This window comes from Kordiimonas sp. (assembly GCF_048260245.1).
Lineage (GTDB): Bacteria > Pseudomonadota > Alphaproteobacteria > Sphingomonadales > Kordiimonadaceae > Kordiimonas.
Window position 1 is genome coordinate 93,814 of the sequence record NZ_JBLXGZ010000011.1, and the last position, 25,186, is coordinate 118,999.

General features: G+C 55.5%; 23 protein-coding genes. 13 read left to right on the plus strand and 10 right to left on the minus strand.

Annotated features, from left to right (window positions below):
- The first annotated feature begins 36 nt into the window (after window positions 1-36).
- From rbfA to ACN0VM_RS08220, 6 genes are all read left to right on the plus strand, one after another.
- Window positions 37-465, plus strand: a complete 429-nt coding sequence (gene rbfA, locus ACN0VM_RS08195) for a 30S ribosome-binding factor RbfA (protein WP_417450383.1) — start codon at window positions 37-39, stop codon at window positions 463-465.
- 1 nt (window position 466) lies between these two features.
- Window positions 467-1,366: a tRNA pseudouridine(55) synthase TruB gene (gene truB / locus ACN0VM_RS08200; protein ID WP_417450384.1), complete on the plus strand. Its 900-nt coding sequence runs from the start codon at window positions 467-469 to the stop codon at window positions 1,364-1,366.
- 19 nt (window positions 1,367-1,385) lie between these two features.
- On the plus strand, window positions 1,386-1,655 hold the full coding sequence (rpsO, locus tag ACN0VM_RS08205; RefSeq protein ID WP_417450385.1) for a 30S ribosomal protein S15: 270 nt from the start codon (window positions 1,386-1,388) through the stop codon (window positions 1,653-1,655).
- Window positions 1,656-1,872: 217 nt separating this feature from the next.
- Window positions 1,873-4,041 carry a polyribonucleotide nucleotidyltransferase gene (pnp, locus tag ACN0VM_RS08210; protein ID WP_417450386.1) on the plus strand — a complete coding sequence of 723 codons (2,169 nt, stop codon included), beginning with the start codon at window positions 1,873-1,875 and terminating at the stop codon, window positions 4,039-4,041.
- Between the two features lie 122 nt (window positions 4,042-4,163).
- Window positions 4,164-5,558: an NAD(P)H-dependent flavin oxidoreductase gene (locus tag ACN0VM_RS08215; RefSeq protein WP_417450387.1), complete on the plus strand. Its 1,395-nt coding sequence runs from the start codon at window positions 4,164-4,166 to the stop codon at window positions 5,556-5,558.
- Window positions 5,559-5,844: 286 nt separating this feature from the next.
- Window positions 5,845-6,315 (plus strand): MarR family winged helix-turn-helix transcriptional regulator, encoded by a 471-nt coding sequence (locus ACN0VM_RS08220; RefSeq protein WP_417450388.1) that lies wholly within the window; start codon window positions 5,845-5,847, stop codon window positions 6,313-6,315.
- Window positions 6,316-6,363: 48 nt separating this feature from the next.
- Here ACN0VM_RS08220 and ACN0VM_RS08225 read toward each other — a convergent pair whose 3' ends face one another.
- The 4 genes from ACN0VM_RS08225 to ACN0VM_RS08240 form a co-directional block, all read right to left on the minus strand.
- A complete protein-coding gene (locus ACN0VM_RS08225) occupies window positions 6,364-6,639 on the minus strand; it encodes a hypothetical protein (protein WP_417450389.1) in 276 nt (91 codons plus the stop codon).
- A 277-nt stretch (window positions 6,640-6,916) separates the two neighbouring features.
- Window positions 6,917-7,825, minus strand: a complete 909-nt coding sequence (locus ACN0VM_RS08230; protein WP_417450390.1) for a GNAT family N-acetyltransferase — start codon at window positions 7,823-7,825, stop codon at window positions 6,917-6,919.
- Window positions 7,825-8,778, minus strand: coding sequence for a bifunctional helix-turn-helix transcriptional regulator/GNAT family N-acetyltransferase (locus ACN0VM_RS08235; RefSeq protein ID WP_417450391.1), 954 nt, complete (start codon window positions 8,776-8,778; stop codon window positions 7,825-7,827). Before ACN0VM_RS08235 ends, ACN0VM_RS08230 begins: the two co-directional genes overlap by 1 nt.
- A gap of 174 nt (window positions 8,779-8,952) precedes the next feature.
- Window positions 8,953-9,441, minus strand: a complete 489-nt coding sequence (locus tag ACN0VM_RS08240) for an SH3 domain-containing protein (protein WP_417450392.1) — start codon at window positions 9,439-9,441, stop codon at window positions 8,953-8,955.
- Window positions 9,442-9,555: 114 nt separating this feature from the next.
- Here ACN0VM_RS08240 and ACN0VM_RS08245 point away from each other — a divergent pair, with 114 nt between their 5' ends.
- The 3 genes from ACN0VM_RS08245 to ACN0VM_RS08255 all read left to right on the plus strand — a co-directional run bounded on the left by ACN0VM_RS08245 (window position 9,556) and on the right by ACN0VM_RS08255 (window position 13,701).
- Window positions 9,556-10,548: a 2-hydroxyacid dehydrogenase gene (locus tag ACN0VM_RS08245; RefSeq protein WP_417450393.1), complete on the plus strand. Its 993-nt coding sequence runs from the start codon at window positions 9,556-9,558 to the stop codon at window positions 10,546-10,548.
- A 98-nt stretch (window positions 10,549-10,646) separates the two neighbouring features.
- Window positions 10,647-12,449 (plus strand): translation elongation factor 4, encoded by a 1,803-nt coding sequence (gene lepA, locus ACN0VM_RS08250; RefSeq protein ID WP_417450394.1) that lies wholly within the window; start codon window positions 10,647-10,649, stop codon window positions 12,447-12,449.
- Between the two features lie 373 nt (window positions 12,450-12,822).
- Entirely contained in the window at window positions 12,823-13,701 is an 879-nt protein-coding gene (locus tag ACN0VM_RS08255) for a hypothetical protein (RefSeq protein ID WP_417450395.1), read from the plus strand.
- 15 nt (window positions 13,702-13,716) lie between these two features.
- Here ACN0VM_RS08255 and ACN0VM_RS08260 read toward each other — a convergent pair whose 3' ends face one another.
- On the minus strand, window positions 13,717-13,929 hold the full coding sequence (locus ACN0VM_RS08260) for a hypothetical protein (RefSeq protein WP_417450396.1): 213 nt from the start codon (window positions 13,927-13,929) through the stop codon (window positions 13,717-13,719).
- Between the two features lie 56 nt (window positions 13,930-13,985).
- Complete coding sequence (locus ACN0VM_RS08265) at window positions 13,986-15,095, minus strand: serine hydrolase domain-containing protein (RefSeq protein WP_417450397.1); 1,110 nt, start codon at window positions 15,093-15,095, stop codon at window positions 13,986-13,988.
- A 126-nt stretch (window positions 15,096-15,221) separates the two neighbouring features.
- On the opposite strand from ACN0VM_RS08265, the gene ACN0VM_RS08270 reads away from it, so the two are divergent.
- Window positions 15,222-16,748: a winged helix-turn-helix domain-containing protein gene (locus ACN0VM_RS08270; protein ID WP_417450398.1), complete on the plus strand. Its 1,527-nt coding sequence runs from the start codon at window positions 15,222-15,224 to the stop codon at window positions 16,746-16,748.
- Between the two features lie 5 nt (window positions 16,749-16,753).
- Here the strand turns inward: ACN0VM_RS08270 and ACN0VM_RS08275 are convergent, their stop codons facing one another.
- Together ACN0VM_RS08275 and ACN0VM_RS08280 are read right to left on the minus strand one after the other, a co-directional pair.
- Window positions 16,754-18,367 (minus strand): EAL domain-containing protein, encoded by a 1,614-nt coding sequence (locus ACN0VM_RS08275; protein WP_417450399.1) that lies wholly within the window; start codon window positions 18,365-18,367, stop codon window positions 16,754-16,756.
- Between the two features lie 183 nt (window positions 18,368-18,550).
- A complete protein-coding gene (locus tag ACN0VM_RS08280) occupies window positions 18,551-19,024 on the minus strand; it encodes a hypothetical protein (RefSeq protein WP_417450400.1) in 474 nt (157 codons plus the stop codon).
- A 306-nt stretch (window positions 19,025-19,330) separates the two neighbouring features.
- Here ACN0VM_RS08280 and ACN0VM_RS08285 point away from each other — a divergent pair, with 306 nt between their 5' ends.
- From ACN0VM_RS08285 to ACN0VM_RS08295, 3 genes are all read left to right on the plus strand, one after another.
- Window positions 19,331-21,418 (plus strand): S9 family peptidase, encoded by a 2,088-nt coding sequence (locus ACN0VM_RS08285; protein ID WP_417450401.1) that lies wholly within the window; start codon window positions 19,331-19,333, stop codon window positions 21,416-21,418.
- Window positions 21,419-21,536: 118 nt separating this feature from the next.
- Window positions 21,537-22,103, plus strand: coding sequence for a hypothetical protein (locus tag ACN0VM_RS08290; RefSeq protein ID WP_417450402.1), 567 nt, complete (start codon window positions 21,537-21,539; stop codon window positions 22,101-22,103).
- Window positions 22,104-22,121: 18 nt separating this feature from the next.
- Window positions 22,122-22,715 carry a hypothetical protein gene (locus ACN0VM_RS08295; protein WP_417450403.1) on the plus strand — a complete coding sequence of 198 codons (594 nt, stop codon included), beginning with the start codon at window positions 22,122-22,124 and terminating at the stop codon, window positions 22,713-22,715.
- Between the two features lie 386 nt (window positions 22,716-23,101).
- Here the strand turns inward: ACN0VM_RS08295 and ACN0VM_RS08300 are convergent, their stop codons facing one another.
- Together ACN0VM_RS08300 and ACN0VM_RS08305 are read right to left on the minus strand one after the other, a co-directional pair.
- The gene (locus ACN0VM_RS08300) at window positions 23,102-24,187 is read right to left on the minus strand and encodes a hypothetical protein (protein WP_417450404.1); all 1,086 of its coding nucleotides are present in this window, start codon (window positions 24,185-24,187) and stop codon (window positions 23,102-23,104) included.
- Window positions 24,188-24,323: 136 nt separating this feature from the next.
- Window positions 24,324-24,860 carry a hypothetical protein gene (locus ACN0VM_RS08305; RefSeq protein WP_417450405.1) on the minus strand — a complete coding sequence of 179 codons (537 nt, stop codon included), beginning with the start codon at window positions 24,858-24,860 and terminating at the stop codon, window positions 24,324-24,326.
- Window positions 24,861-25,186: the final 326 nt, after the last annotated feature.

The following is a 25,186-nucleotide window of genomic DNA, read 5'->3' on the forward strand; positions in this document are numbered from 1 at the left end:
CGGTTTCCCGGCTTTTGACGGTTAAGGTTTACACGCATGTCCAAGTCACAACACGGTAAAGGCCCTAGCCTGCGCCTTTTGCGCGTGGGCGAGAATGTGCGCCATGCCATATCGGCAATCCTGTCGCGTGGCGACGTGCAGGATAAGGACCTTGAGACCGCTTCTGTGACGGTATCAGAGGTGCGCATCAGCCCGGACTTGAGGAACGCGACAGTATTCGTGATGCCGCTTGGCGGTGATGCGGAAGGTGTCGTGACCAAAGCACTCAATAAAAACGCTGCATTCATTCGCGGTGAAATGAGCAAGGTTGTGCATATGAAATATATGCCACGGCTCAAATTCATTATCGACGACAGTTTCGACGAGGCCAGCCATATTGATGCGCTGCTGCGTGACCCCAGGGTGCAACGCGACCTTGAGCGCAATGGCGACGCCCGCGGCAACCCGGGCGACGAAGAAGAATAGCATGGCACGCAAACGCAAGGGTGAGAAGGTCGACGGCTGGATGGTCGTCGACAAGCCCCTCGGGCTATCGAGCGCGCAGGTTGTCGGCCGGATCAAATATCTTACCAAGGCACAGAAGGTGGGGCACGGCGGCACGCTTGACCCACTGGCAAGCGGCATCCTGCCCATCGGGCTGGGCGAAGCCACCAAAACCATGCCCTATATCGTGGACGCCAGCAAAGACTATGCTTTCACCATCCGCTTTGGCTCTTCAACCGATTCGGACGACCTTGAGGGCGCCACCGTCAAGAGTGGCGGTCGCATACCGCTGCAATCGGAAATTGAGGCGGCGCTGCCGCAGTTCACAGGCACGATCGAGCAGGTGCCTCCGGCCTATAGCGCGATCAAGGTAGACGGTCAGCGCGCCTATAAGCTTGCGCGCGACGGCGAAACGGTTGAGCTGAAGGCTAGACCCGTTGAAATTCATAGGCTTAGGCTGGATGCATTTGATGCGGACGCTGGCGAAGCCACGCTTTTTGTCACTTGCGGCAAGGGTACCTATGTACGCTCGCTCGCGCGGGATATCGCCCTTGCGCTTGATACGCTTGGCCATGTGAGTATGCTCAGGCGCTTGCGCGTCGGCCCGTTCGGCCTTGAGCGCGCGATTTCGCTGGAAAAGCTGGATGAGTTGAGCCATAGTGCGCGCGCTGTGGACTATCTTGGTCCCATTACGACGGCGCTGGACGACATCCCGGCGGTTGCCGTGACGGAACCGGAGGCGGATCGCATTCGATGCGGGCAAACCCTCCACCTGCCCACGGCTAAGCAGGGAACGATTGTTCTGATGTGTGGTGATGTGCCTTTGGCAATCGCTGAAAACACAGACGGTACGGTAAAATCCCTGCGGGTCTTCAATATGTAACTTTTTTAGGAGAAGATCGATGTCGATCACTGCTGAACGGAAACAAGAACTGATCAAAGAATACGCTACGCAAGAGGGCGATACCGGCTCCCCAGAGGTGCAGGTTGCTGTATTGACGTCGCGCATTGTGACCCTGACCGAACACTTCAAAGAGCACAAAAAGGATAACCATTCCCGCCGTGGTCTTATCAAGATGGTCAACCAGCGTCGCAAGCTGCTTGATTACCTGAAGTCCAAAGACGAAGCGCGTTACACGACGCTCATTGGTCGTCTGGGCCTCCGGAAGTAATCAGAAGCTGAAGTTCAAGGAGGCCGGTTCAAAGGAACCGGCCTTCCTGTTTTCATTGGGGCATCATGTGCCCCTTTGGCGTTTTAGAAAACACCTTGGTCTCTAATCCGGGAGGCCCGGGATATATATAAAAAGCGGGGCGTCCTTCATAGGGAAGGCGCCGAGGCTGCCGGCAAGTAGAAGTGCGATACCCGGTCAGTCGCTGAAAGGTAAGAAAATGTTCAATATCCATCGCAAAGAAATCGAATGGGGCGGCCGTACCCTCTCCCTTGAGACCGGTCACGTCGCACGACAAGCAGACGGCGCCGTTATGGCCAAATATGGTGACACCGAAGTGCTTTGCACCGTTGTCGGCGCCAAATCACAGAAGCCAGGGCAGGACTTTTTCCCCCTTACTGTGAACTATATCGAGAAATTCTATGCTGCCGGTAAAATTCCCGGTGGTTTCTTCAAGCGCGAAGGCCGCCCGAGTGAAAAAGAAACACTCGTCTGCCGCCTGATCGACCGTCCGATCCGCCCGCTGTTTCCCGACGGGTTCAAGAACGAAGTACAGGTTATCTGTACCGTATTGAGCCACGATCTTGAGAATGACAGCGACGTTGTTGCCATGATCGGTGCATCCGCCGCGCTTACGCTATCGGGCCTGCCATTCATGGGCCCGATTGCGGGTGCGAAAGTTGGCTACAAAGACGGCGAATACATCCTCAATCCGACACTTGAAGAAGTGAAGGAAAGCGAGCTTGAGCTCGTTGTTGCAGGCACGTCCGACGCTGTTCTGATGGTTGAATCCGAAGCAAAAGAGCTTTCGGAAGATGTGATGCTGGGTGCTGTGAACTTTGGTCACGAAGCGGCACAAAAAGTTATCGACGCCATTATTGAACTGGCCGAGGTTGCAGCCAAAGACCCTTGGGAATTGCCGGAAGGCCCGAACAAGGAAGACCTGAAGGCAGCGATTGCTGAAGCGGGCGAAGACGACCTTCGCGCAGCCTATACAATCACCACCAAGCAGGACCGTGTTGCCAAAATTGGTGAAGCCAAGGTGAAAATCGCTGAAGCTGTTGCGCCTATCCTTGAGGAAAACAGCGAGCTGACCGCCCAAATGGTTGGGGACCTGACGAAAAAGCTCGAAAGCTCGATCGTGCGTGGCAACATCCTTGAAACCGGCAAGCGTATTGACGGCCGTGACCTCGATCAGGTTCGTTCGATCATGTCGGAAGTTGGCGTACTGCCACGCTCCCACGGTTCCGCGCTGTTCACCCGTGGTGAAACACAGGCACTTGTGGTTGCGACCCTCGGTACCGGTGAAGATGAGCAGATCATCGACGCCCTTGAGGGCAGTTGGCGCTCGAACTTCATGCTACACTATAACTTCCCGCCGTTCTCGGTTGGTGAGTGTGGCCGTGTTGGTTTTACCGGCCGCCGCGAAGTGGGTCATGGTAAGCTGGCTTACCGCGCCGTGCGTGCCGTTCTGCCGCAGGGTGAAGAGTTCCCGTACACCATTCGTCTTGTCTCAGAGATCACTGAATCAAACGGTTCAAGCTCGATGGCGACAGTTTGTGGCGCAGCCCTTGCCATGATGGACGCTGGCGTGCCGATCAGCCGCCCCGTTTCCGGTATCGCCATGGGTCTTATCAAGGAAGGCGACGACTTTGCTGTCCTCTCCGACATCCTTGGTGACGAAGATCACCTTGGTGACATGGACTTCAAGGTAGCGGGTACCGAAAAAGGTATCACTGCGCTGCAGATGGACATCAAGATCACGGGTATCACCCGTGAGATCATGGAGCGTGCGCTCAATCAGGCAAATGGTGGCCGCGCTTACATCCTTGATGAGATGAACAAGGCGCTGACCGGGGCTCGTACAGAGCTTTCCGAGCATGCACCGCGTATTGAGACCATGAAGATCCCGACTGACAAAATCCGTGAAGTGATCGGTACTGGTGGTAAAGTGATCCGTGAGATCGTTGAATCCACCGGTGCGAAGGTCAATATCGAGGATGACGGTACGATCAAGATTGCCTCCAGCGTTGGTTCTGAAATTGAAGCGGCGAAGAACTGGATCATGGGCATCGTGGCCGAGCCGGAAGTTGGTACGATCTATAAAGGGAAAGTCGTGCGAATCATGGACTTTGGCGCCTTTGTAAACTTCATGGGTAGCCGTGACGGCCTTGTGCACATTTCCGAACTGGTCGAAGACCGCGTGGAAAAAGTGACCGATGTCGTGAAGGAAGGTGACGAAGTTTACGTCAAGTGCCTTGAGATCGATGGCCGCGGTAAAGTGCGCCTTTCCATGCGTGTCGTGGATCAGGAAACGGGTGAAGAAAACCCGGATGCACGTCCGCCAAAAGCATCCCCGTCGCCCAAGCGCGGCGGTAATCGCGACTAGGCGCGCGCGTGAAGGTGTGATTTAATTGAAATGAAACCGGCGTGTGATACGATCACGCCGGTTTCGCCCTTTAGGGAGGGCGCTCGGGGACGGTACGGAACCCTGAAGTTTGGGAGAGTTAGATGAGTTTCAGTTTGAATTCGATCCGTCTTGGCGGCAAGGAAGTGCTGCCGTTGATCGAGGGTGGCAAAGGCGTTGCCATCTCCACTGGTGCAAGCTCCGGTCCCTGGGCCGCAGCAGGCGGTATAGGCACTATCTCGGCGGTGATCGCGGACCAGTATGACGCGCACGGTAATGTAGAGCCCCACGAATATCTTGGCCGGACCCGCAAGGACCGCCATGAGGAGATGATCGAGTATTCGATCAGGGGCACCATTGATCAGGTGCGCAAGGCCTGGGAGCTCTCCAAGGGCGAAGGCCACATCAATATCAACATGCTTTGGGAAGTCGGCAGCGCGCAGCGTATCCTTCACGAAGTTCTGGAAAAGACAAAAGGCATGATTCACGGGGTGACCTGTGGTGCCGGTATGCCGTTCAAGCTGGGTGAACTTGCCAGCAAATACGGTGCCCATTATTACCCGATTGTCTCATCGGGTCGTGCCTTCAACCTGCTTTGGAAACGCGCTTATAAAAACGTGTCCGAGCTTCTGGGCGGCGTGGTCTATGAGGACCCGTGGCTGGCTGGCGGTCACAACGGCCTTTCGAATGCGGAAGACCCTACCAAGCCGGGAGACCCATACCCGCGCGTGCTGGAGCTCAGGCAGATCATGCGCAAGCTTGGCCTTGACCATGTGCCGATCATCATGGCCGGCGGTGTATGGAACCTCAAGGAATGGAAAGACTGGATCGACAATAAGGAACTGGGGCCGATCATGTTCCAGTTCGGCACTAGGCCGCTGCTGACCAAAGAGAGCCCGATTTCCGATAAGTGGAAGAAGCGCCTTCTGAGCCTGAAGCCTGGTGATGTGTTGCTACAAAACTTCAGCCCGACCGGCTTTTTCTCAAGCGCGCTGAAGAACAGCTTCATTGGCGAACTGGTGCAACGCAATGACCGGCAGATTGACTTCCGCACAGAGAAAGAAGGCGAGTTTGATACCGAACTGTTGGTGGAACGCAAAACCTATATTGTGCGCCGTGCCGATGAAGGCAAAGCTCGCGACTGGATCGCGGAAGGTTTTGAGCGTGCAATGAAAACACCAGACGGCAGCCTGATTTTTGTTACGCCTGACAAATGCGCTGAAATCCGCAAGGATCAGGCGGACTGTGTTGGTTGCCTGAGCCAGTGTCGCTTCTCTTCGTGGGCCACCAATGAGAAAAATTCGACCGGCCGCCTAGCCGACCCGCGCAGTTTCTGTATCCAGAAGACGCTTGAGGATGTCGCGCATGACGGCAGCGTGGACGACAACCTCGTGTTTGCCGGGCATAATGCTTTCCGCTTTGGCTCTGACCCGTTCTACTCAAACGGTTTCATTCCCAGCGTGAAACAGCTTATGGACCGTATTGTCAGCGGCGACTAAGCGCGCGACAACTGAATTTCAGAAAGGCGGGGATTATACCCCGCCTTTTTGACGGCTTCAGTGATGCCGGATTGCTGACAACAGCAGCCGACATTGGGTCGTTCTGACAAACTGGTTCTTTAGCCGTGCCTCGCGCGTAATGCTGCGGGATATCCCCCAATCTAAAGTGGCAGTTGACATATCCCTGTCATCGTTGTTTGTTAGGCGAACTAACAGTAGGGCCTGATGTGTTTCAATAGCAGGTGCTGCTTATATGTTTGCACAACGTCTCTGGGGGCAGAGGGATATGAGTAAGGCCGACTGGCTGGAACAGGTTCACCGTTTTCTTACGCTTGAATGGGCAAATGCTGCGAGCGAGGGACGTACTTTCAATGAATTTGCCTATCTGCGCACCATTGGCCTCCTGGAGGCGGGTGTGCAGCGCGCTGAAACCGCAACGGAACGCTTCGGGCCGCGCCTCAGCGACCTTGCCGACGCCATGGCGGTGCGCCGTGCGTCCGCCAGCACCATGCTGACAAAGCTTGAGCGCGAAGGCCTTGTTGAGCGTAAACACAGCCGCCTTGATGCCCGCACCCAGCATATCAAGCTGACGGAAGAAGGTCGTGAAGCGGTGAAGGTTGGCCTCAAGCTTTATGAACGCTCCGCGGCGCAGCTGCTGGCGGCTATTGGCGACCACCAGGCTGATATCCTTGCACTTTCCGCTGGTCGCGCCGCCAAACGTGCCAAGGAAACCCGCCGTACCGGGCCGCATACATAAATCGTAAATTTATCTACACCCCAGTTGTCCACCGGGTAGGTTGCGATCTTACGGTGTAACCGGCGCTTGGGTTGCAACAAGCCACATCTGCCGGACCAGCCACGGCAGGTCCGGTATCAATGTGAGGAACGCCACATGACCGGCCATGATGAAAGCGAACAGGTTCAATATTGTCGCTACGCCGAACAGCAACCGCCAACGCCATTGTTTGAACTTGATAATGCCAACGATATTTGCGGCAAATATTACCAGCGCGCCGGAGAAGGCTAAGGTAACACCAAAGAGATGCGGTAAATGAAGCAGGTCTTCCAAGGTAAAAAACATACTCAGCACAACCGGTAAAAGCGATATTGGCGATGAGAAAGTGCTGGGTCGTCGGAGCGAGGCCAAGCCATCCGTCCCTTGTGATATAAGCCAATCACTGCTCCTTTTTCGCTAACGTCTAGGATATTCGCTTTTTGTTCTTTTTTAAGGCCTATTATGGTACGGCACTTCCTAGGTATGCCTTGTGGTAGCTTGGGGTATGGTGTTGGCTAATTCGCTGGTGTTTGTTAGAAACCCTAACGCTTTATTAACCATGTTTTTGCGGCGGGAAGCCGGCCTAAAGCGCCCGGCTCATGTAGACGACATCATCTTCAGGATTGAAGTTATAGGGCTCTATCTCGCTGAACCCGAGCTTCTGATACAGCGCGACGGCGGCTTCAAGTCGCCGCAGGCTGTCCAGCAGCATGGTCTTGTAGCCAAGGGCGCGCGCATCGGCGATCAGGCGTTCACAGATGGCGCGGCCTGCGCCCGTGCCCTGCGCTTCCGGCAGCATATACAGCCGCTTCATCTCGCACACCTCTGCACTGTGTTCTTTCAGTGCGACGGCGCCAACGGCCTTGCCCGCGCGCTTGGCAATAAGCAAGTGTACATAGCCTTCCGGGAAGTGTGCCATCTCGGCCTCAAAATCCTGAAAACCAAGATCGATAGGCAACCATTCGGAAAAGGCGCGAAACACTTCTTTGCAAGCTTTGATGTCCCCGGGCTTTTGCGCCTTGTGGATCACCACATCCGGTGCACGCCACTCCATGTAGCAGTCGGTGCCGTCATACCCATCTGCATCCGGATTCTCCGTTAGCTCGAACCCCAGCGTCTCATAAATACGCATGGCTGGTTTGAGTTTACTGTGTGTTTCGAGGAACAACGTTTTCCCCCCGCGCTCGGCAAACCAGTCGAGCACTGCGATACAGAGCGCCCGACCGGCGCCGGTGCCTTGTGCCGAGGGGGCTACGCCCAATTTGGTCAGTTCAAACCGGCCTCCGCCTGCGTTGCGTACGGCGACAGTGCCGATAACTTGTCCGCCTTGAAGGGCGAAAAAAACCTCGCCGCCAGGCTTTATGATGGTGTCTTCGGGGTTGTCCAGTACCGAGAGGTGCACAGGTTCGACGGTAAAATATTTTTCCAGCCAGGCGAGGTTAAGGTCACGGAACGCCTGTTTATAGTCAGGTTTGTAAGTCGCTATCCGCATCACGCTTGCTCCCGCCATTCCATATAATAATTTGCGCGCTCATAGGGGCTGGGAACGGGCGGCTCCATCTGTACAAAGCCGAGCTTGTCGTATAGCGCGATGGCGGGGGTCAGCACTGTATTGGTCTCAAGGTAAAGCGTCTTGCCGCCGCGCGCCTTGAAACGCTCAATGACTTTTTCGCACAGCGCCCGGCCCATGCCGCCTTTCCTGACATTCGGGTCAACGCCCAGTTTGGTCAGCTCAAAGCGGCCATCGCCCTCGGCCTTCATGGCAACCGCCCCGACCGCAATACCGTCCGCGACCGCAAAGTAAACCTCGCCGCCCGTGTCGAGAATTTTGCCCTCCGGGTCCGAGAGCACGACTTCGTCGATCGGCTCCACTTTGAAAAATTGCTCTACCCACGCGATATTCAGGTCATAGAAGGCCTCTTTGTAGGCGGTGTCATAGGGGACGATCTCAAAGGTGAGTTTGTCACGTAGCGTGCGCTCTTCGCGCAGGCGCTCATACATGTTTTTTCTGCTGAGGGCGTTCTCAAGCCCGTCGAGCGCGGCCAGCAGGTCAACGCCCGCCTCGTCCATCGCGGTCTTAACAGCGCGTTCAAGAGCGAGCCACAAGGGCTCCACATCTTGCACTAGTGCGCGGCCCTCTGGTGTGAGGGTAACAAGCTTTTGCCGCGCGTCGTCGGTCGCCTGTGTCTCGACCCAGCCCAGCTTTACCAGCCGCTTCACCGTCTGGCTGACGGCGGAGTGAGAAAAACCGGCGAGCCGTGCAATCTCGGAAATTGGCATACCACCCCGCTCAGAAAGTGCGTATATGACGTAGAAGTAACTCACACGGAAGTCAGTGCCAGCTTCCTTATACACCCGGTCAGCGTCTGAACTCATCTGTTCATACAGTCGCCGCATGCGGGTACCGATCCCGAGTGCGAAAAAAATCTCGTCAGCTATGCTCATGCCATGCCTCCCGGCCAGTCGCGATCAAGGTTCAGGCAATTATGAAAGTACTTATATAAGTTCGTCAATAGATAGATGTGCCATAGGCCATAGTCGCCTTCACGCAGGCTGGCAGGTGCTCAGGGATCACTTGTGGTGCGAGTTTCGGTGCGTGAGCGTGTGTATTGGCTGTACTCAGTCGAACATTTCGTCGGCATAGAGACCCCACAAGAAGCGGCGTTCGATCCATGCGCGGGTACCGTCAATCTCCATCAGACACCAGTGCGAATCGCACTCAAGCACGTCGCCGATCACTCCGGCGTCTGCAGTCAGGCGCACGGGCGTTTGTCTGTCTGGCTCGCGAAACAGGCGCCTTGCGCCACCAATGATCATCGCCGTACGCCGACTGGATAGTAGGCGCACATGCATCCATCCAGTGACGCCGTCATGGTCGCGTACCTTGCGCCATGCACCGTGCTCATCAACCACTTCAAGTGGCAGGTTATCCCGTTTGTATACCCACACCACGGGGTATTGCAGGCCAGGCCCCGTCCGCATATAGGCCTTATCGGCGGCGAGCGAGATAAAACGCGGCAGCGGGTTGCCGCTTGGACCCACCTCACCAGCGCTCGCAGGTGTGGCGAACATGCCCAGAAACAGAAGAATCGCAAAAAAGCGCTGCATCGCGTATGGTTCCAACTCTCTTGGCGTTTGAAAGAGCCCGCACCTTCTGGTACAGAAGCCGTAAGTTTTTGGCGGGGGCCCACCCTCGCCCGTCAGAAAAGGTTATTTTGCTCTATGAGTCAAACAGGAAACCGGCAACGCCCAAAGGTTATTGTCACGCGGAAACTGCCTGACAATATCGAAACGCGCATGGCCGAGCTATTTGACGTGACGCTGAACCTCGGTGACAAGCCGCTTGGTAAAGCGGCGCTGCAGAAAGCTGTGGCCGAGGCGGATGTGCTGGTGCCAACCGTCACCGATGATATTGATGCGGAGGTGATAGCAGCGGCCGGTAAAAAGCTGAAACTGATCGCCAACTTTGGCGCAGGCGTGAACCATATTGATGTGGCTGCCGCGCAGGAAAAAGGCATCGCTGTAACCAATACACCGGGTGTGCTTACGGAAGATACCGCAGACCTTGCCATGGCGCTGATCCTGTCGGTGCCGCGCCGTCTGTTTGAGGGCGAGAAAATCCTGCGTTCGGGTGAATGGACCGGCTGGACGCCAACCTTCCTGATGGGCCGCCGCATTCAGGGCAAGCGCCTTGGCATTATTGGCATGGGCCGCATCGGCACAGCGATCGCGCGGCGCGCCAAGGCGTTTAATATGGCGGTGCATTACCACAAACGCAAACGCTTGCCCGCCGAAATGGAGCGCGAGCTTGAAGCCACCTATTGGGATGACCTCGATGAGATGCTGAGCCGGATGGATTTTGTTTCGATCAACTGTCCGCTGACGGAAGATACCCATCATCTGCTGGACCGCACGCGGCTGAAGAAGTTGCAACCACATGCGGTGATCATCAACACCGCGCGGGGCGAGATAATTGATGAAGAGGCGCTCGCCGACCTTATTGAGGTTGGCCGTATTGCTGGTGCGGGCCTTGACGTTTTTGAGCAAGAGCCCGAGATCAACCCCAAGCTTCTTGAACTGGACAATGTGGTGTTGTTGCCGCACATGGGCTCCGCCACAGTAGAGGCGCGCATGGCGATGGGTGAGAAGGTGTTAATCAACATTCGCACATTTGTGGACGGCCACCGTCCGCCCGACCGTGTATTGCCTTATTAGGGCACGAGGCCGACAACAGAATTTATGCACAAGGGCCGCCGTGACGCGGCCCGACCTGTACCAACAAGAACCATAATTTGGATGTAAACAGTACGGCCATGACCGAGCTTAAAAACATACGTAACTTTTCCATCATTGCGCACATCGACCATGGTAAATCCACCTTGGCCGATCGCCTGATCCAGTCAACCGGCGCGCTGACCGACCGTGAGATGAAAGCTCAGGTGCTTGATTCGATGGATATCGAACGCGAGCGCGGCATCACCATCAAGGCGCAGACAGTGCGGCTTGAATACAAAGCGCAGGACGGCCAGAATTATACGCTAAACCTTATGGATACGCCCGGCCACGTTGATTTTGCCTATGAAGTCAGCCGCTGCCTCAGCGCGTGCGAAGGCTCGCTTCTCATTGTCGACGCCAGTCAGGGCGTGGAAGCCCAGACGCTCGCCAACGTTTATCAGGCGATTGAGAACGACCATGAGATTGTACCCGTTTTGAACAAGATTGACCTGCCCGCCGCAGAGCCCGAGCGCGTGCGCCAGCAGATCGAAGATGTTATCGGCCTTGACGCATCCGAAGCTGTGCTGTGTTCAGCGAAATCAGGTATCGGCATTAATGACGTGCTTGAAGCTGTGGTGACCCGCCTGCCCGCGCCCGAAGGTGATCCGAACGCGCCACTTAAGGCGATGCTGGTGGACAGTTGGTACGACAGCTACCTTGGCGTGATGGTACTGGTGCGGGTGATTGACGGCAAAATCAAGAAAGGCCAGACCATCAAGATGATGGCTGCAGACAGTGAACATCTGGTTGAGCGCGTCGGTGTGTTTACGCCCAAGGGTGTGATTGTGCCTGAACTTGGCCCGGGTGAGGTTGGTTTTATTACCGCCAGCATCAAAGAGGTGGCGGATACCAACGTGGGTGACACCATTACGGATGCCAAAAAGCCTTGCGCCAAGGCGCTTGAGGGCTTTAAACCCAGCCGTTCTGTGGTGTTCTGTGGCCTGTTTCCGGCGGATAGTTCAGAGTTTGAGCGCCTGCGCGAAGCACTTGGTAAACTGCGCCTTAATGACGCCAGCTTCGAGTTTGAGACGGAAAGCTCGGCCGCGCTTGGTTTTGGCTTCCGCTGTGGTTTCCTTGGCATGCTCCACCTTGAAATCATTCAGGAACGCCTGCTGCGCGAGTTTGACCTCGACCTCATCACCACCAGCCCAAGCGTGATTTACAAGATCCACAAAACGGATGGCACGCTTGAGGAACTGCATAACCCTGCCGATATGCCCGACGCTGTGAAGGTCGACTATATCGAAGAACCCTGGATCAACGCGACGATCCTTGTGCCTGATGAGCACTTGGGCGCGGTGTTGAAGCTGTGCGAAGACAAACGCGGTATTCAGGAAGACCTGACCTATGCAGGCACCCGCGCCATGGTTAAATACAAATTGCCGCTGAACGAAGTCGTGTATGACTTCTATGACCGACTGAAGTCTGTCAGCCGGGGTTACGCAAGCTTTGACTATGACATGGCGGGTTATCAGGAATCGGACCTCGTGAAGATGTCCATTCTGGTGAACGCAGAGCCCGTGGACGCGCTTGCTATGCTGGTGCACCGCAGTCAGGCCGAAGGCCGGGGTCGTGCTCTGTGTGAACGCCTCAAGGACCTGATTCCGCGCCAGTTGTTCAAGATTCCCATTCAGGCGGCTATTGGCGGGCGGGTTGTAGCGCGGGAGACAATTTCGGCGATGCGCAAGGATGTGACGGCTAAATGTTATGGTGGTGACGTAACCCGGAAGAAGAAACTTCTTGAGAAGCAGAAGAAGGGTAAAGCCAAAATGCGCATGTATGGCAAGGTGGAAATTCCGCACACTGCCTTTATTGCAGCGCTCAAGATGCGTGAAACCTAAGCATTCAGCACAGGAATTGAAAGAGTGAAAGTCGGCTTTCAGGGGCCGGTTTTTTGTTATGGATTCAAGATGTTATCTTGCGGCGTAATGAGACCACATCGGCCCTAGCGAAAAAAAATTCGACAATTTTGCGAAAAATGCATTTTTCTTCCCGCTGTTTACCCGTTGTTAATAGCCTTCGTTCTATAAAGAGCATGCTGATACAGACTAATTAGCTCCCTTGATCTGACTGTGTCGCGCGGAACCGCATGTCCTCCCCCGAATTGCGGTTCCGCTTTTTTATGTGCTCCCTTCCCCTTTAAAATCTACCTGCAGGCTTGCAACTCATGGCAAGATGAATTTCAATAGCGCCGGGGTTGAGTTGGGATGGCATATGATATTGAAATTGTTGCGGATTGAGAAACTGGTCAGCGTGGTTAGCCTTTTTGCTCTCGGCTTGTTGTCGTTTGCGAATAGCGCAAACGCCCAGGGTTTTCTGAGCCTGGAACAGGACCCGCGTCAAATGGCTCTCGACGTGTTTGCAGGTGTCAATCGTGGATCACCTCCTGAAACGGTGGCGCTGAAGCTCTCGCAGCTGATCAATGCGTATCGGTTTCGTTGTACCCGGTTGACAGATTATCAAATCTTTAAAGCCCGGCCCAATATGGTCGACATTAAAGCTAAATGCAGTGGTGATTCGCTCTATGGTGTGACAGTCGCCTCCAATGGCTATGTCGCCATCTATGGTGGCAACGGCATGGTTGCGCAGCTTGACCGTCGTGATGGGTTGATCGTCAGCTTTGCGGCAGACGGAAGGCTGGAATCCGACTCCAGAGTTACCGCCGGCGAGGCGTTCGATGAAACTGTCGAGCGGCTGGAACTGGGTGACGACTATAATTTGCTGTACGTTCTTGGCTTGTTTTCCACGTTGCTGGCGGTTGTTACCGCTATTACGGTGATATGGCTCAGAATGTGGCGTACTCGCAAGGGCAAGAAAAGGCGCCATCGTGGCATCAAGCCGATGGCAAAACATGCGGTTTCCGCCACCAGCAACGTCAAGAACCAGTTGCTTGAGGAAAGCATTCAGATCAGCAAGAAACTGTATAAACATCCGTCAGGTGTCTATATCGCACGCGGAAAATACGGCAAGCGACGGTTTTTCAGATCCCGCATGTGGGCTGCTGCATACACAAGCCTCGGCTGGCGTATGTTTGAGGTTAGCGCTCCTGAACCGCTGGCGTACCCGGAATCAGTAGCCGCAGAAGAAATGTGAGCACACAAAGCCGTTTTAGCGCTGAAAGGGTGGTTTCCAGTCGATGCCGGTGATCAGCGCGACGAGATGTGCGAGAAACACAAAAGCCCCGACAAGCGCCAAAATCTGAATATAGATAGGGGGCACGAGCGGCACTTCACCTGTTACATGGCGCTTTTCCCGCCAGAAGCCAAACAGCCACAGCAGCAGGAAGGCAAAGAGGCCGACAAGAGTTACAGTTAGTTCCATAAAGGTGCCCGAAACAGATTTCCGGGCACCCTTTTAGGGCAAAAACCATAACCTCCCTAGTCTTTTTCTGGCGCGGATATCTCTGGTGCTGTGGTACCCGTCAATCGGGGCAATATCTCATCCGTAAGGAACTTCTCCGCCGCCTCGTGCATACCACGCGAATTATAATCCGTTTTTGTCAGGACCACGGTCATGTTGTGCGCCGGGATGATCCATACCCGGTTGCCGCCATTGCCATTCATGGCTGCGGTTTCCACCGTCTGCCCACCGACCTCGTAGCTCTTCAACCACCAGAGATAACCATAGAGCCAGCCTTGCTGGTCAATATCAGCCTGCGGCGTGAGGGATGCGGCACCCCACGCTGTGCTGAATACCTGGCCTCCCGGGGCTTGGCCTTCCAGTCGGCCAAGCTCACCCAGTTTACCCAGCCCGTGCGTGGTCATCAAAAGCCCCCCACCAAGATGGGGCTCACCCAACCCATTATATTGCCAGCTGTACTCTTCGCCGGTGATGCCGATGGGGGTGAAAACACGGTCTTTGATATAATCGGTCACGGGTTCACCGGTTGCTCTTGCTATGGCCTGTCCGAGAAGCTGAACCCCGGCCGTGCAGTAAGAAAATGTGCGGCCATAGGGCTGTTTTGCCGGCGGCAGATCCCACGCCGGGTAGCCCCTGATGGGCAGCGACCAGTAGAACTTGGTCCAATCCTCTGTGATATACATACGCTCTTCATTGCCCCGTGACATCTCATTCCAGTCGTTACATTCAACGGGACTGCTCATGGTCAGGAGGTCTTCGGCGCTGATCGCGGCCTTGCGAGAGTCGCTGGCGATTGTTTGTTCATAGTCGAGGAAAAAGGGGGCTAGCTTCTGGTCGGGCCCGGTCATCTTGCCGTCTTTTATTGCGGCACCTGCTGCCATGCCGATCAGGGTTTTGGTGGACGACCGGGTGTCATGGCGAGTGGCGGCAGTGGCTCCCCTGAAATAACCCTCGTAAAGCGTTTCACCATTTTCCATGACCAGCACGCTGGTAACCGTCTGGTAGCGGCCATCGCCGATGTGCTCGGTCAGTTGCGCCTTGTCATCATTGTCCCACGCTTTAGCGTGTACATGTGCGGGGTATGCCGCGCTCAGGAGAAGGGCAGCGCCTGCCAGTGTGTGTTTCATTTTGTTTCCTCGCTTGCTTGTTATGGCCTTCAGGCCGGTTGGTGATTTCCGTTGCAAAATAAGGGGGTGAGGGCCAAAAATGTCACCTGAAGAAACTTGAAGTTTCCTGAAGGGATAAAAAAGCCTATGCGGGATAAGGGGATAACGCACCATGGCGACCTGAGGGTCGATACGGTAAACAAGCGGGTTGTACGTGAGGGAGAATTGATCGAATTCTCCGACCTGACCGCCCGCCTGTTTTTTACCCTTGCCGAGATCAGCCCGGAGCCTGCTTCCGCCGCGCAGTTGTCGGAAAAGGTCTGGGACGGTGCATTTGTCAGTGATGAAACCATCGCGCAGCGCATCAAGCTGTTGCGGCAAGCGCTGGGGGACAGCGCGCGAGCGCCACGCTACATAGAGACGATCCGTGGCCGTGGGTACCGTCTCGTGCCGCAGAGTGCGAAGACCCGAATAGTGAGGCTGAAGCCGCAATTCCTTGCCTTGGGTGCGGTATTGGGCGCTCTTTTCCTCGGGGCGGTCTATTTCGTCCGCCAGGAGACGCCCGTGCCGGAACAGGATGTTCTCGCCGCAGCCGGGGTTGACGCAGATATGTTGCTCACACAGGCGCAGCGTTATCTGGCCGGGCATCGGCCCGATGATGTCGATGCGGCAATTGACCTTTACCGCCGGGCGCTGGCCATGTGGCCGGAGGATGGTCGTGTCCAGGTTGGGCTCAGTTTTGCGTTGTCCACCCGAGCGACCAAGGTCAGCGGCGAGGAAAGCGACGCCCTGGAGGCGGAAAAACTCGCCCGCGCAGCGGTGGCGGTTTCCGCCCAGAATGGGCTGTCATGGCACGCGCTTGGCTATGCGCTGGATGCGCAGGGCAGGGTGGATGATGCGCTTACATCATACCTTCATGCTTTTCGGCTGGACCCTGATGACCGCGCGGCAGCGTCAAGCGCAGCATATCTTCTGGCGATCCGGGGACGATACTACGAGGCTCTAAAGCTGCAGGTTACGGTTCTCGGCGGGACTGACCAGTTACGCTACGGCGATCTTCAAATCGCTGAAGCGCTTGATCTTCTGGGCTATGCATTGGCGGCTGCCCGCTGGCGCAACAAAGCGGTTCTTCTCAATCCCGGAGATCTGGTTATCACCGGCGGGGCCATTATCTCTGCGCTTCGGCAGCACAAGACGGAAGAAGCGGAAAGACTGTACCAAACCCTGGCGCCTGACATGCTGAAGACCTCGAAGGGACAGCGCCTGCTGGGGACTATCCGGCTGGCACAGGGCAGGCTTGAAGACGCAAAAGAGATTTTTGCGGGAAGCGATAAGCTGATGCATGCTGCGATTGCCAGTATGCTTGGCGATGGCAGCGTGCCTGTGCAACTTTCTGCGCCAGACAGCGTGACATGGCCGGGACAGTATTTTGATGAAGCCTGCGTTCTGGCTGCGCGCGGAGAGGTCGCTGCCGCGATCAACACCCTTGGACAGGCGGTTGACCTTGGCTGGCGTGACGGCGCTCGTTTTGCCATGGTGCCATTTTTCGCTGACCTCAGCGACAACGCCGCCTTTCTTGCCATTCGTCAGCGCATCGCGGAAGATACCGCCTTCCAGCGCGAGTTGCTGAAGTCGGACGAGGCGCTCATGGCAGCACTCGGGATCGAAGAATAGAACCCCTAGTTGGTCTTGGGTGAAAAATCAGGCTTGCCGAAATGGAAACCCTGCCCAAAATCAACACCCAGCGACCGAAGAAAATCGGCTTGAAACCGGTTTTCAACATGTTCGCCGATAGTTTTAATGCCAAGGTCCGCGCATAGGCGCACGATACTGAGGAGGAATGTCGGTCGGTAGCCCGGGGTGTTCATGTCGCGCACATAGTCGCCATCAATTTTAACATAGTCCACATTGAAGGCGCGCAGATATTGGTAGCCTGCGGCGCCGGCACCAAAGTCATCAAGACAGATGCGGTAATCCATGGCCTTCAGGTCACTTAACACAGCTTCTGCTTTTTCCAGTTTTGAGATGGCTGACGTTTCAGTCAGTTCCAGCAGGAGCGACCTTGATACATCCTTTGCGCTTTGGAACACGCCCATCAGCGCCGCCAGGTATCGGTCACTCTCGATGGTGCGGCCAGACAGGTTGACGGCAAGCGTCAGCGGAGTGCCCAGTTTTTTCATCTTGCGTACATAATCAATGGCTTTTTTGCATATCGCGATATCAAATTCCTCGATAACGCCGACCTCTTCAGCAAAGCGAATCACCTCAAGAGGAGTGCTGTCGCCCATACGTTCGTCAAAACGGCTTAATACCTCATTATGGTGAATATCACCGTTCAGGAGAGAGACAACAGGCTGAAAGGCGATATTGAAGCTGCCGGTTTCGATCATGTTGTGCATCTGAACCACGCGGCGCTGGGCGTCGCCTGCCATGCTCTCATAGGCTGTCGACAGGGACTGGAAATTGACATTGTCTTCACCTGCGCAGAACTGGTTGAGTACATATGACAGCGTGCGCAGCACCTGATCTTCGGCGACATCCTTAAAATCGGACGCAAGGGTGGAATAGGCGGCGCGCAGCTTCACGTTGGCATCTACTTTTGCCAGTGAGGATTCAAACTGTTTTCCGTCTCCCTTGGTTCGGTGCAGGAAAGCAAAATGCCGTTCATCGATCTGTCCGGCGATTTCACCGTCAACGGATAATGTCCTGAGGTGCGCGCTGATCCGCTTGAGAAGCTTGTGCATATATTCGGGGCCGAACTGTTTCTCGGCCTCTTCGATACCGCCCACCTCAACGGCGGTCATATAAAGGTTACTGCCCGTGGGGTTATCCCGCATGGTTGCCGACGCCAGCTTCATAAAGCCGTCTTTGGTCAGTAGCCCGGTTTCTGCACTGACGTCCTCCTCTCCCAGTCCGCTGGTTCCAAGCGGGGCAGAGCGAAGGGCGAGAAAAACGCGGTCTGCATCGGCAGGCATGCGCAGGGCGAACAGTCGCAAAGCCACACCGCGACCCGCGCCAGACGTAAATCTGAGCGGGATGGGGCCGATACGTCCCTTGTGTTCAAGGTGTAAAACGAGGGCGGAGAACACGTCGCGGTCGTCTGTGTCTATGTGATCATAAATATTCTGGCCGACAAGGCTTTGCCCGGGTTTTGCGCCGATACGGTCAACTGCGCCGCCTTCAAAGGCGATTTTGCCCTGTGCATCCACTTCAAAAAACAGTTCTGCCGCCGCGAAGGCAAAAGCGACAAAACGTTCACGTTCTTTTTTAAGGTCGTCAATGGATGCAGACATATGTTCCCTATAGATCAAGCCCGGCGAGAGCAGCACTTTCTCCGGCAAAGTGCCCATCTCGGGAGTCTATAGGCAGGCCCGCCTTCAATGCCATCAATAATGTGAAAACAGGGAGAATTTGTTCCCACGCCTTAATGAGCGAGCGTCGTATAATCTCTTTGTGGGAGGTAAAGAAGCGGGGCGTTAAGCCGCAGTGTGACTGACAGCCAGAATTGCCCATAAAAAGCGGTCCTGATCAAAAAGATAGGCTTCGTCTGCGGTGCCCAGTGCACCGGTCTGGCCAACGGCGTTACCGTCATACAGTGTGCGTTTGATGGTGGGGTTGAAAACTTTGAAATATTCCCCGTCGTTCGTTCGTTCAACCTGCCAGACCTGATCCGGCGCGCGGGTTCCGTTGAAGACATCGACATAGCCGTCTGACCAGCCAAACATGCGCCACCCGTCATTGAAGACATTGCTGATCTGGTAGTGATCGAGGCTATGTTCGGTGAAGTGCCAGTATGACATCGCTGCATTACCGGGGTTCAGCGTGGCGGGCGGCATGCCCGACCAGCCGCAAAGACCTGAACCTCTGCGGAATTTGGGCGTCTGTGTGATGACGTTTTTGGTGGCCTTGTTCTGGATCGTATAATGCGTGCCGGGCTGGATGCTCATCATTCTCCTCCTGCTGGTTTAACCCAATGGGTGCCACTTGGCACGCCATCCCTTTTAGGTAGCAATACATGTGCCAGTATTATTATTTATATTTATCAAAGGCTTAGCTTTGAAATGTTGATCTCGGAGGGGGGCTGACGCGACAGGCGTGTCAAGGGTGTCAGGTGTTGTGGAGTGTGCACATGGTGTGCAGCCTTTGTGCAGGGGTTTGGCGCGGCGCGCAGCCCTTAACTGAGACTTTGCACAGGGCGTCCCCTCTGCTAGGGTTCCGCCACCACAGTGGGGTGGACAATAACAGAGGGAACCATCATGAGCATTAAGGCTTTCTGCCTTGGCGTTGCCATAGCTGCGACCGCCGGGCATATGGCGCAGGCTGACGAGGCCGCACCCGAAACCTTCGACTATGAAGATATTTTCAACCTGGAATACGCCACCGGTGCGCGCATAACGCCGGACGGCAAGGCCGTGGTGTATGAGCGCCGCTCCATGGATATCATGAGCGACAGCACCCGTACCAATATCTGGCGCGTGGCGCTGGACGGCAGCGGCCACCGGCCCGTGCTGTCGGGCAAGGCCAGCTACCGCATGCCGCGTTTCTCACCCAGTGGTGACCGCATGGCCTATGTGTCAGCGGTGGAGGGCAAATCCCAGATTTATGTGCGCTGGACCGAGGGCGGCGACACCGCCCGCGTGACAGACCTGCAGTATGGCCCCGGCTCATTGGCATGGTCGCCGGACGGCAAGACCATCGCCTTCACCATGTTTGTGCCCACCAGTGCCAAACCGCTTTTCAGCCTGCCGAAAAAGCCTGAGGGCGCCAACTGGGCAGGCCCCGCCAAAGTGGTGGACCGCGTCACCTACAGGGCGGACGGCGCCGGGTACCTGCCGCGCGGCTTCACCCATGTGTTTACCGTACCGGCAGACGGCGGCACCCCGCGCCAGATCACCTCGGGCGAGTTCAACCACGGTGGCCCCATCAGCTGGACCGCAGACGGCACAGGCCTCATTCTGTCGGCCAACCGCAATGCGGACTGGCAGCTAAACCCGGTGAACAGCGAAGTGTACCGCGTGGACGTGGAAACCGGTGCCTATACCGCACTGACGGACCGTGACGGCCCGGACGGCAACCCGGAAATCTCGCCCGACGGCAAGCGCATCGCTTATCTTGGCTATGCTGACCAGAAGCTGTCGAACCAGATTTCGGTCCTGAGCGTGATGGACGTGGACGGCACCGGCAAAAAAGACCTGACGCCTGAGCTGGACCGCAGCGTGAGCGATTTCCAGTGGGCGCCGGACGGCAAGGGCCTTTACTATAGCTACGACAATGACGGCAAAACCCATGTGGCCTATGTCAGCCTGTCGGGCAGCGGGCGTATCCTCACCGACAAGCTGGGCGGCACCACGCTTGGCCGGCCCTATAGCTCCGGTGATTTCCGCGTCTCGAAAGACGGCAACCTTGTTTTCACCCTCTCGCGGCCCGACCGGCCCGCCGACCTCGCGGTGGTGAACCGCATCGGCAAGGTGACCGCCATCACAGACCTCAACAGCGATGTGCTGGGCCACAAAAAAATGGCCAGTGTGGAGGAGGTGCGCCTGAATTCAAGCGTGGATAACCGCGCGCTGCAGTTCTGGCTGGTTAAACCGGCGGACTTCGACGCAAGCAAGCAATACCCGCTGATCCTTGAGATCCACGGCGGCCCCCACACGGCTTATGGCCCGCACTTCTCATCTGAAATCCAGATGTACGCCGCCAAAGGCTACATGGTGGTATACGGCAACCCGCGCGGCAGCACGTCATACGGGAACGATTTTGCCAACACCATCCACCACAACTATCCGTCAAACGACTATGACGACCTGATGGACGCGGTCGATACCGTTATCGCGCGCGGCAATGTGAACACGGACGAGCTCTATGTCACCGGCGGGTCCGGCGGCGGGGTGCTGACTGCATGGATCATTGGCAAGACAGACCGTTTCCGCGCGGCCGTTGTCGCCAAGCCGGTGATCAATTGGATCAGCTTTGTGCTGACGGCCGATTTCAGCCCCTTCTTCACCAAATACTGGTTCCCGGACATGCCGTGGAACGCGGTGGAGCATTACTGGAAGCGCTCGCCGCTATCGCTTGTCGGCAACGTGAAAACGCCCACCATGCTGCTCACCGGTGAGGTGGATTACCGCACGCCCATGTCAGAGACGGAGCAATACTATCAGGCGCTCAAGCTGCAGGGTGTCGACAGCGTGATGGTACGCATCCCGGCTTCGGGCCACGGCATTGCATCCAAACCCAGCAACCTCGTCCAGAAAATCGGCAACATTGTCGCCTGGTTCAAGGGCCACGCGCCTGAGGCAGGCAAGGACGGCGAAGGCGCTGAAAGCGACAGGGACGACAACTGAGTGTGAAACGAAACCCCCCGGTCATATGGCCGGGGGTATCACTATGACGCGACAGTCGCGCCTATGACGAGGGGACGAGACACACAAAAACCAACGCGCCTATACCGGCAATGATCCCGTGAATAAAATCGATCCGACGGGGAACGCTGAGTCGGTCATTGAGCGGATCGGCCAGGCACAATTCGGGTGGCCTACAGAGCAAAGACAGGCTTTTGCAAAAGGCGGGGCTATTGTCATGACAGCGCTTACGTTAGGTGGCGCTGCTGCGATATCTCCTGAGGTGGGGCTGGTGTTGACGTTGACTGATGCATCAGTTGCTTTGACCAATGGCGAACCGACCGGGCCAATAGGCACTGGTACAGTTTTGAAGAACAATGTTGAAATGGGTAAACGAGGGGAAGCGCTTACCAGGTCACGATTGTCGGATAATATTGCTGGTGAGCAAGTTACGATCGAAACCAGCACAGGGGCGCGTTCGCGAGTAGACTTTGTTACAAAAGATGGCGTCTTTGTTGAAACGAAAACGGGGAATGCACAGCTGACTCCTGGACAAAAGCAACTGTTTACTGATGTGCAAAATGGTACCCCTGTAACGCCGGTTGGAAGAAATGCAGAGAACGCAGGCTTGGAGCCTGGTAAAGCTGTCAAATTTAATAGCTGTACAGTGGATAGGCCGTGCCCGTAGCTATGGACTCGAGGTTTTATGGAAAGATCATTTGTTGATTCCGTCATTGAGGCTTGCGTTGATGCGCTGGTGTCGGTTGGGTTCAGGAAAAGGGGAAAGAGCAACGTCTTTAACCCAATGACAGCAAGCTTCACTGGTTGGGTAGGGCTTAATGAGGGTAATCATGAGGGCTATCTGAGAATTAACCCAAATGTTGGCATCCATTGTGTGCCGCTGGAGCGGTTTTGGCGTGGCTTCGAAGGCTTAAAATATTCTCCGACGACCGCAACGATTGCTTTACCCTTGGGTACTTTCTGTGCCGACGAAGACGAGTTTTTGTTTAGTTTATCAGAAAACATAGAGCCTGAGGCGAAGCGGCTAGCTCAATTATATAAAAACTACGCGATCCCCTTTTACGAAACACATGCTTCATACGAAGCCCTCTTGCCTATGTTATTAGAGAAAGTTGATATGCTAGGGGCTTATCCTGAACGAGTGGCTGGGACCTATTATTTACAAGGTCGCTATGAGGAAGCGCGTAGTTTTACAGAGTCGATGTTGAAAAAAGAGAAGGAGTACTTCTCCGGCTTTGGTCTACCCTTTCTTAAGAAATTGGAACAAGAGGGCCACTAATGGCAAACTGATCTAGTTGGACGCCTCATTTTAAGTGAAGGCTGAGCATGGCGTACAGAGCCGCCATAGGCTACGCCTTCGCGTGAGGGGTTTGCCCACGCGAAATTCCGGGGACAGTATACTGTTATTGACGTCCCGGTCTTTGTTTCCTAGTTTCCTTTTATGGCTCGTATGGCAAGATTGGTGGTTCCGGGGTATGCGCATCACGTAACGCAGCGTGCCGAATTCCGGGGAAACAATACTTAATTGTTCAGGAGTGCAGCGGGTGATAGTGTTTTGCCATGGCACGGCTTGCATGACTGGTTGTTCCCGGTTATCCGCCTGCGCGTAACCCTGCGGGGCGTTGCACCGCTTCGCTGCATCTGCTCAGGCTTTCCGGCGCGCCTTTACAGGAAGTTAAGCAGGCTCATGCCGCCGTTGCTACTGCCTGACGCGGTGCCAGCGGTAAATGTGCTCGCACTCAACGCCTGTGATATGCGCATGGATGTCTCATAGTTTTTGACGATTGCATCGTAATAGCTCTGGTCCAGCCCGGCGGCTTCCCTTTCCTCAGCACTCATTGAGGAATATTGCGCGATCAGCCTTTTTGAAAAATCAGTGGGGTTTCCGCTCATGTTTGATTGCTGGAACGCGCCCTGCACCGATGCACCAACGCGTGATTTCATCTCCTGCTTTGCGGCGATTATTTCGCTGCTGCTGAAGTGGCCGGACATGCCGACCGCAATGGCGGACAAGGCCTTGCTGCCGAAGTCTGACAGACCCTCCAGGCCGCCGGAGGCGCCGTCAAGCACCCTGCGGGCCTCAGTGGCGACAGCTTCAAGGTTGCTTTTTCCCGATACCAAACCATCCGCCAGCCGCTCAAGGTAATCCGCGACCGGGTCGTTTGATATGCCTTGCGGGGCGGCACCGGGGTTTTTATCCAGTATGCTTATTGCCTGTGTCAGGGCGTTAAACTGTGTCTGCCATGCGGTGGTTTTTTTCTCGTCCGCTCCGGCGTTTTGCATATACTCAAGTGCTTTTTCGTACAGGTCTCCGATATTGCCTGTAACACCCATCAGCGCATAGCCGCCGCCAAGGGCGGTATCGAACCGCTGCTCCAGTTCAATTTCTGCCGCTTTCTGTTCTTCAGCTGTGAATAAATTACCGCTGTTGCTGAAGATGGTAAAAATTTCCTGTCGGCTGAAGCTGGACAAATCCACCGACAGGTCGTCACCGTCCAGCAGCGAATCGCGCCCTGTGAGGTCAAGCAGGTTGGTCAGTTTGCTGAGCACAGCCTCCCCCGTCACGGCGGAGCTGGTCTTTGCCTCATTTGCCAAAGCGTCTTGCGCCGCCTGGGACAAGGTGACGTTGGTTGCCGATGCGTATGACGGATTTTGAGCGCCGGTATTCCCGCCTGATTGTGTATTGCGTTCCGCGAACGCGCCCTGTGGTGAGTAGGGTGAAGTATAAGTATTTGTAATAATGCCAACCATTTTCGCCCCCATGCGTGTTTTGACGCTGGGTTATCAGCAAGCGCCATGCCAAACAGCCGGGTCGTGGTCGGGTAGTTCATCAATGTAATGGCAATGCCGGGGCGTAATATGTAATCACGCCCCTCGGCTTTAGTGCCTAGTGCTGCCATTCTTCCCTGAGGAAGGTTGCTTCCTCGCCCTTCAGTGCCACTTCGTATTTGGCTTCAACACCGTTCGCGTCGCGGGTGTAAAACTCATAAATGATGGTGCCGTTGTCCTGATCGCTTTCAATAATGCGGGCGGGTTTGACGCCGGGGGCGTTTGCCATCAGTTCTTCCTGCACCAGCGCGGGCACGATCTGCCACAGTACATCGCGCTGTATTTCCACCACTTGCCACTGGCCGTCTTCGCCCAGCATCAGGTCAAGCTCGATCTCGCGGCCCGCGTTGTCATGGCCTTCAAGGTCATAATAGTGATGGCCGCCCTTGGTTTCGCTTTCCGCTTCGGTGAAGGTCAGCCCTGGGCGTTTGGCCTTGGCCGCCATCAGCACCGCAGGCGGGATGTCGGCCACCGGTACCGACACTTTGTGATTGAGGCTGGCGCCGACGTCGCCTTCCGCCTGAACCATGGATGAGGTAACCGGTGTCATTATCAGCAATGCGGCAATGACGGCTGGCGTTTTACGTGACAACATGATGTGAACCTTCCAGTTTTTTAATGTGGTGCGGCGGGTAACCGCCTGGCGCAAAGCTTCGCTGAACTGCGGGGAAAATGCAAAAAAAATCACCGGATTTCACGCAGGCTTGATGGTTTTCAGGTGTGTTACAGCCCTCCCGGGCGGAGGTGAGGGCCCGCGGCGCGCTGCACTAAAATACGGCCAAGATATTGAATAAAATAAGTTTTTTCTCATCACGCAAGCGTGACATGATCCAACGGCCAGCGCTCGCCGTAGCAAAACACAGAATTCAAACCCTCGGGAGAAAGACATGACCTTCAAATCAATCAAGCTTGCAGTTGCAC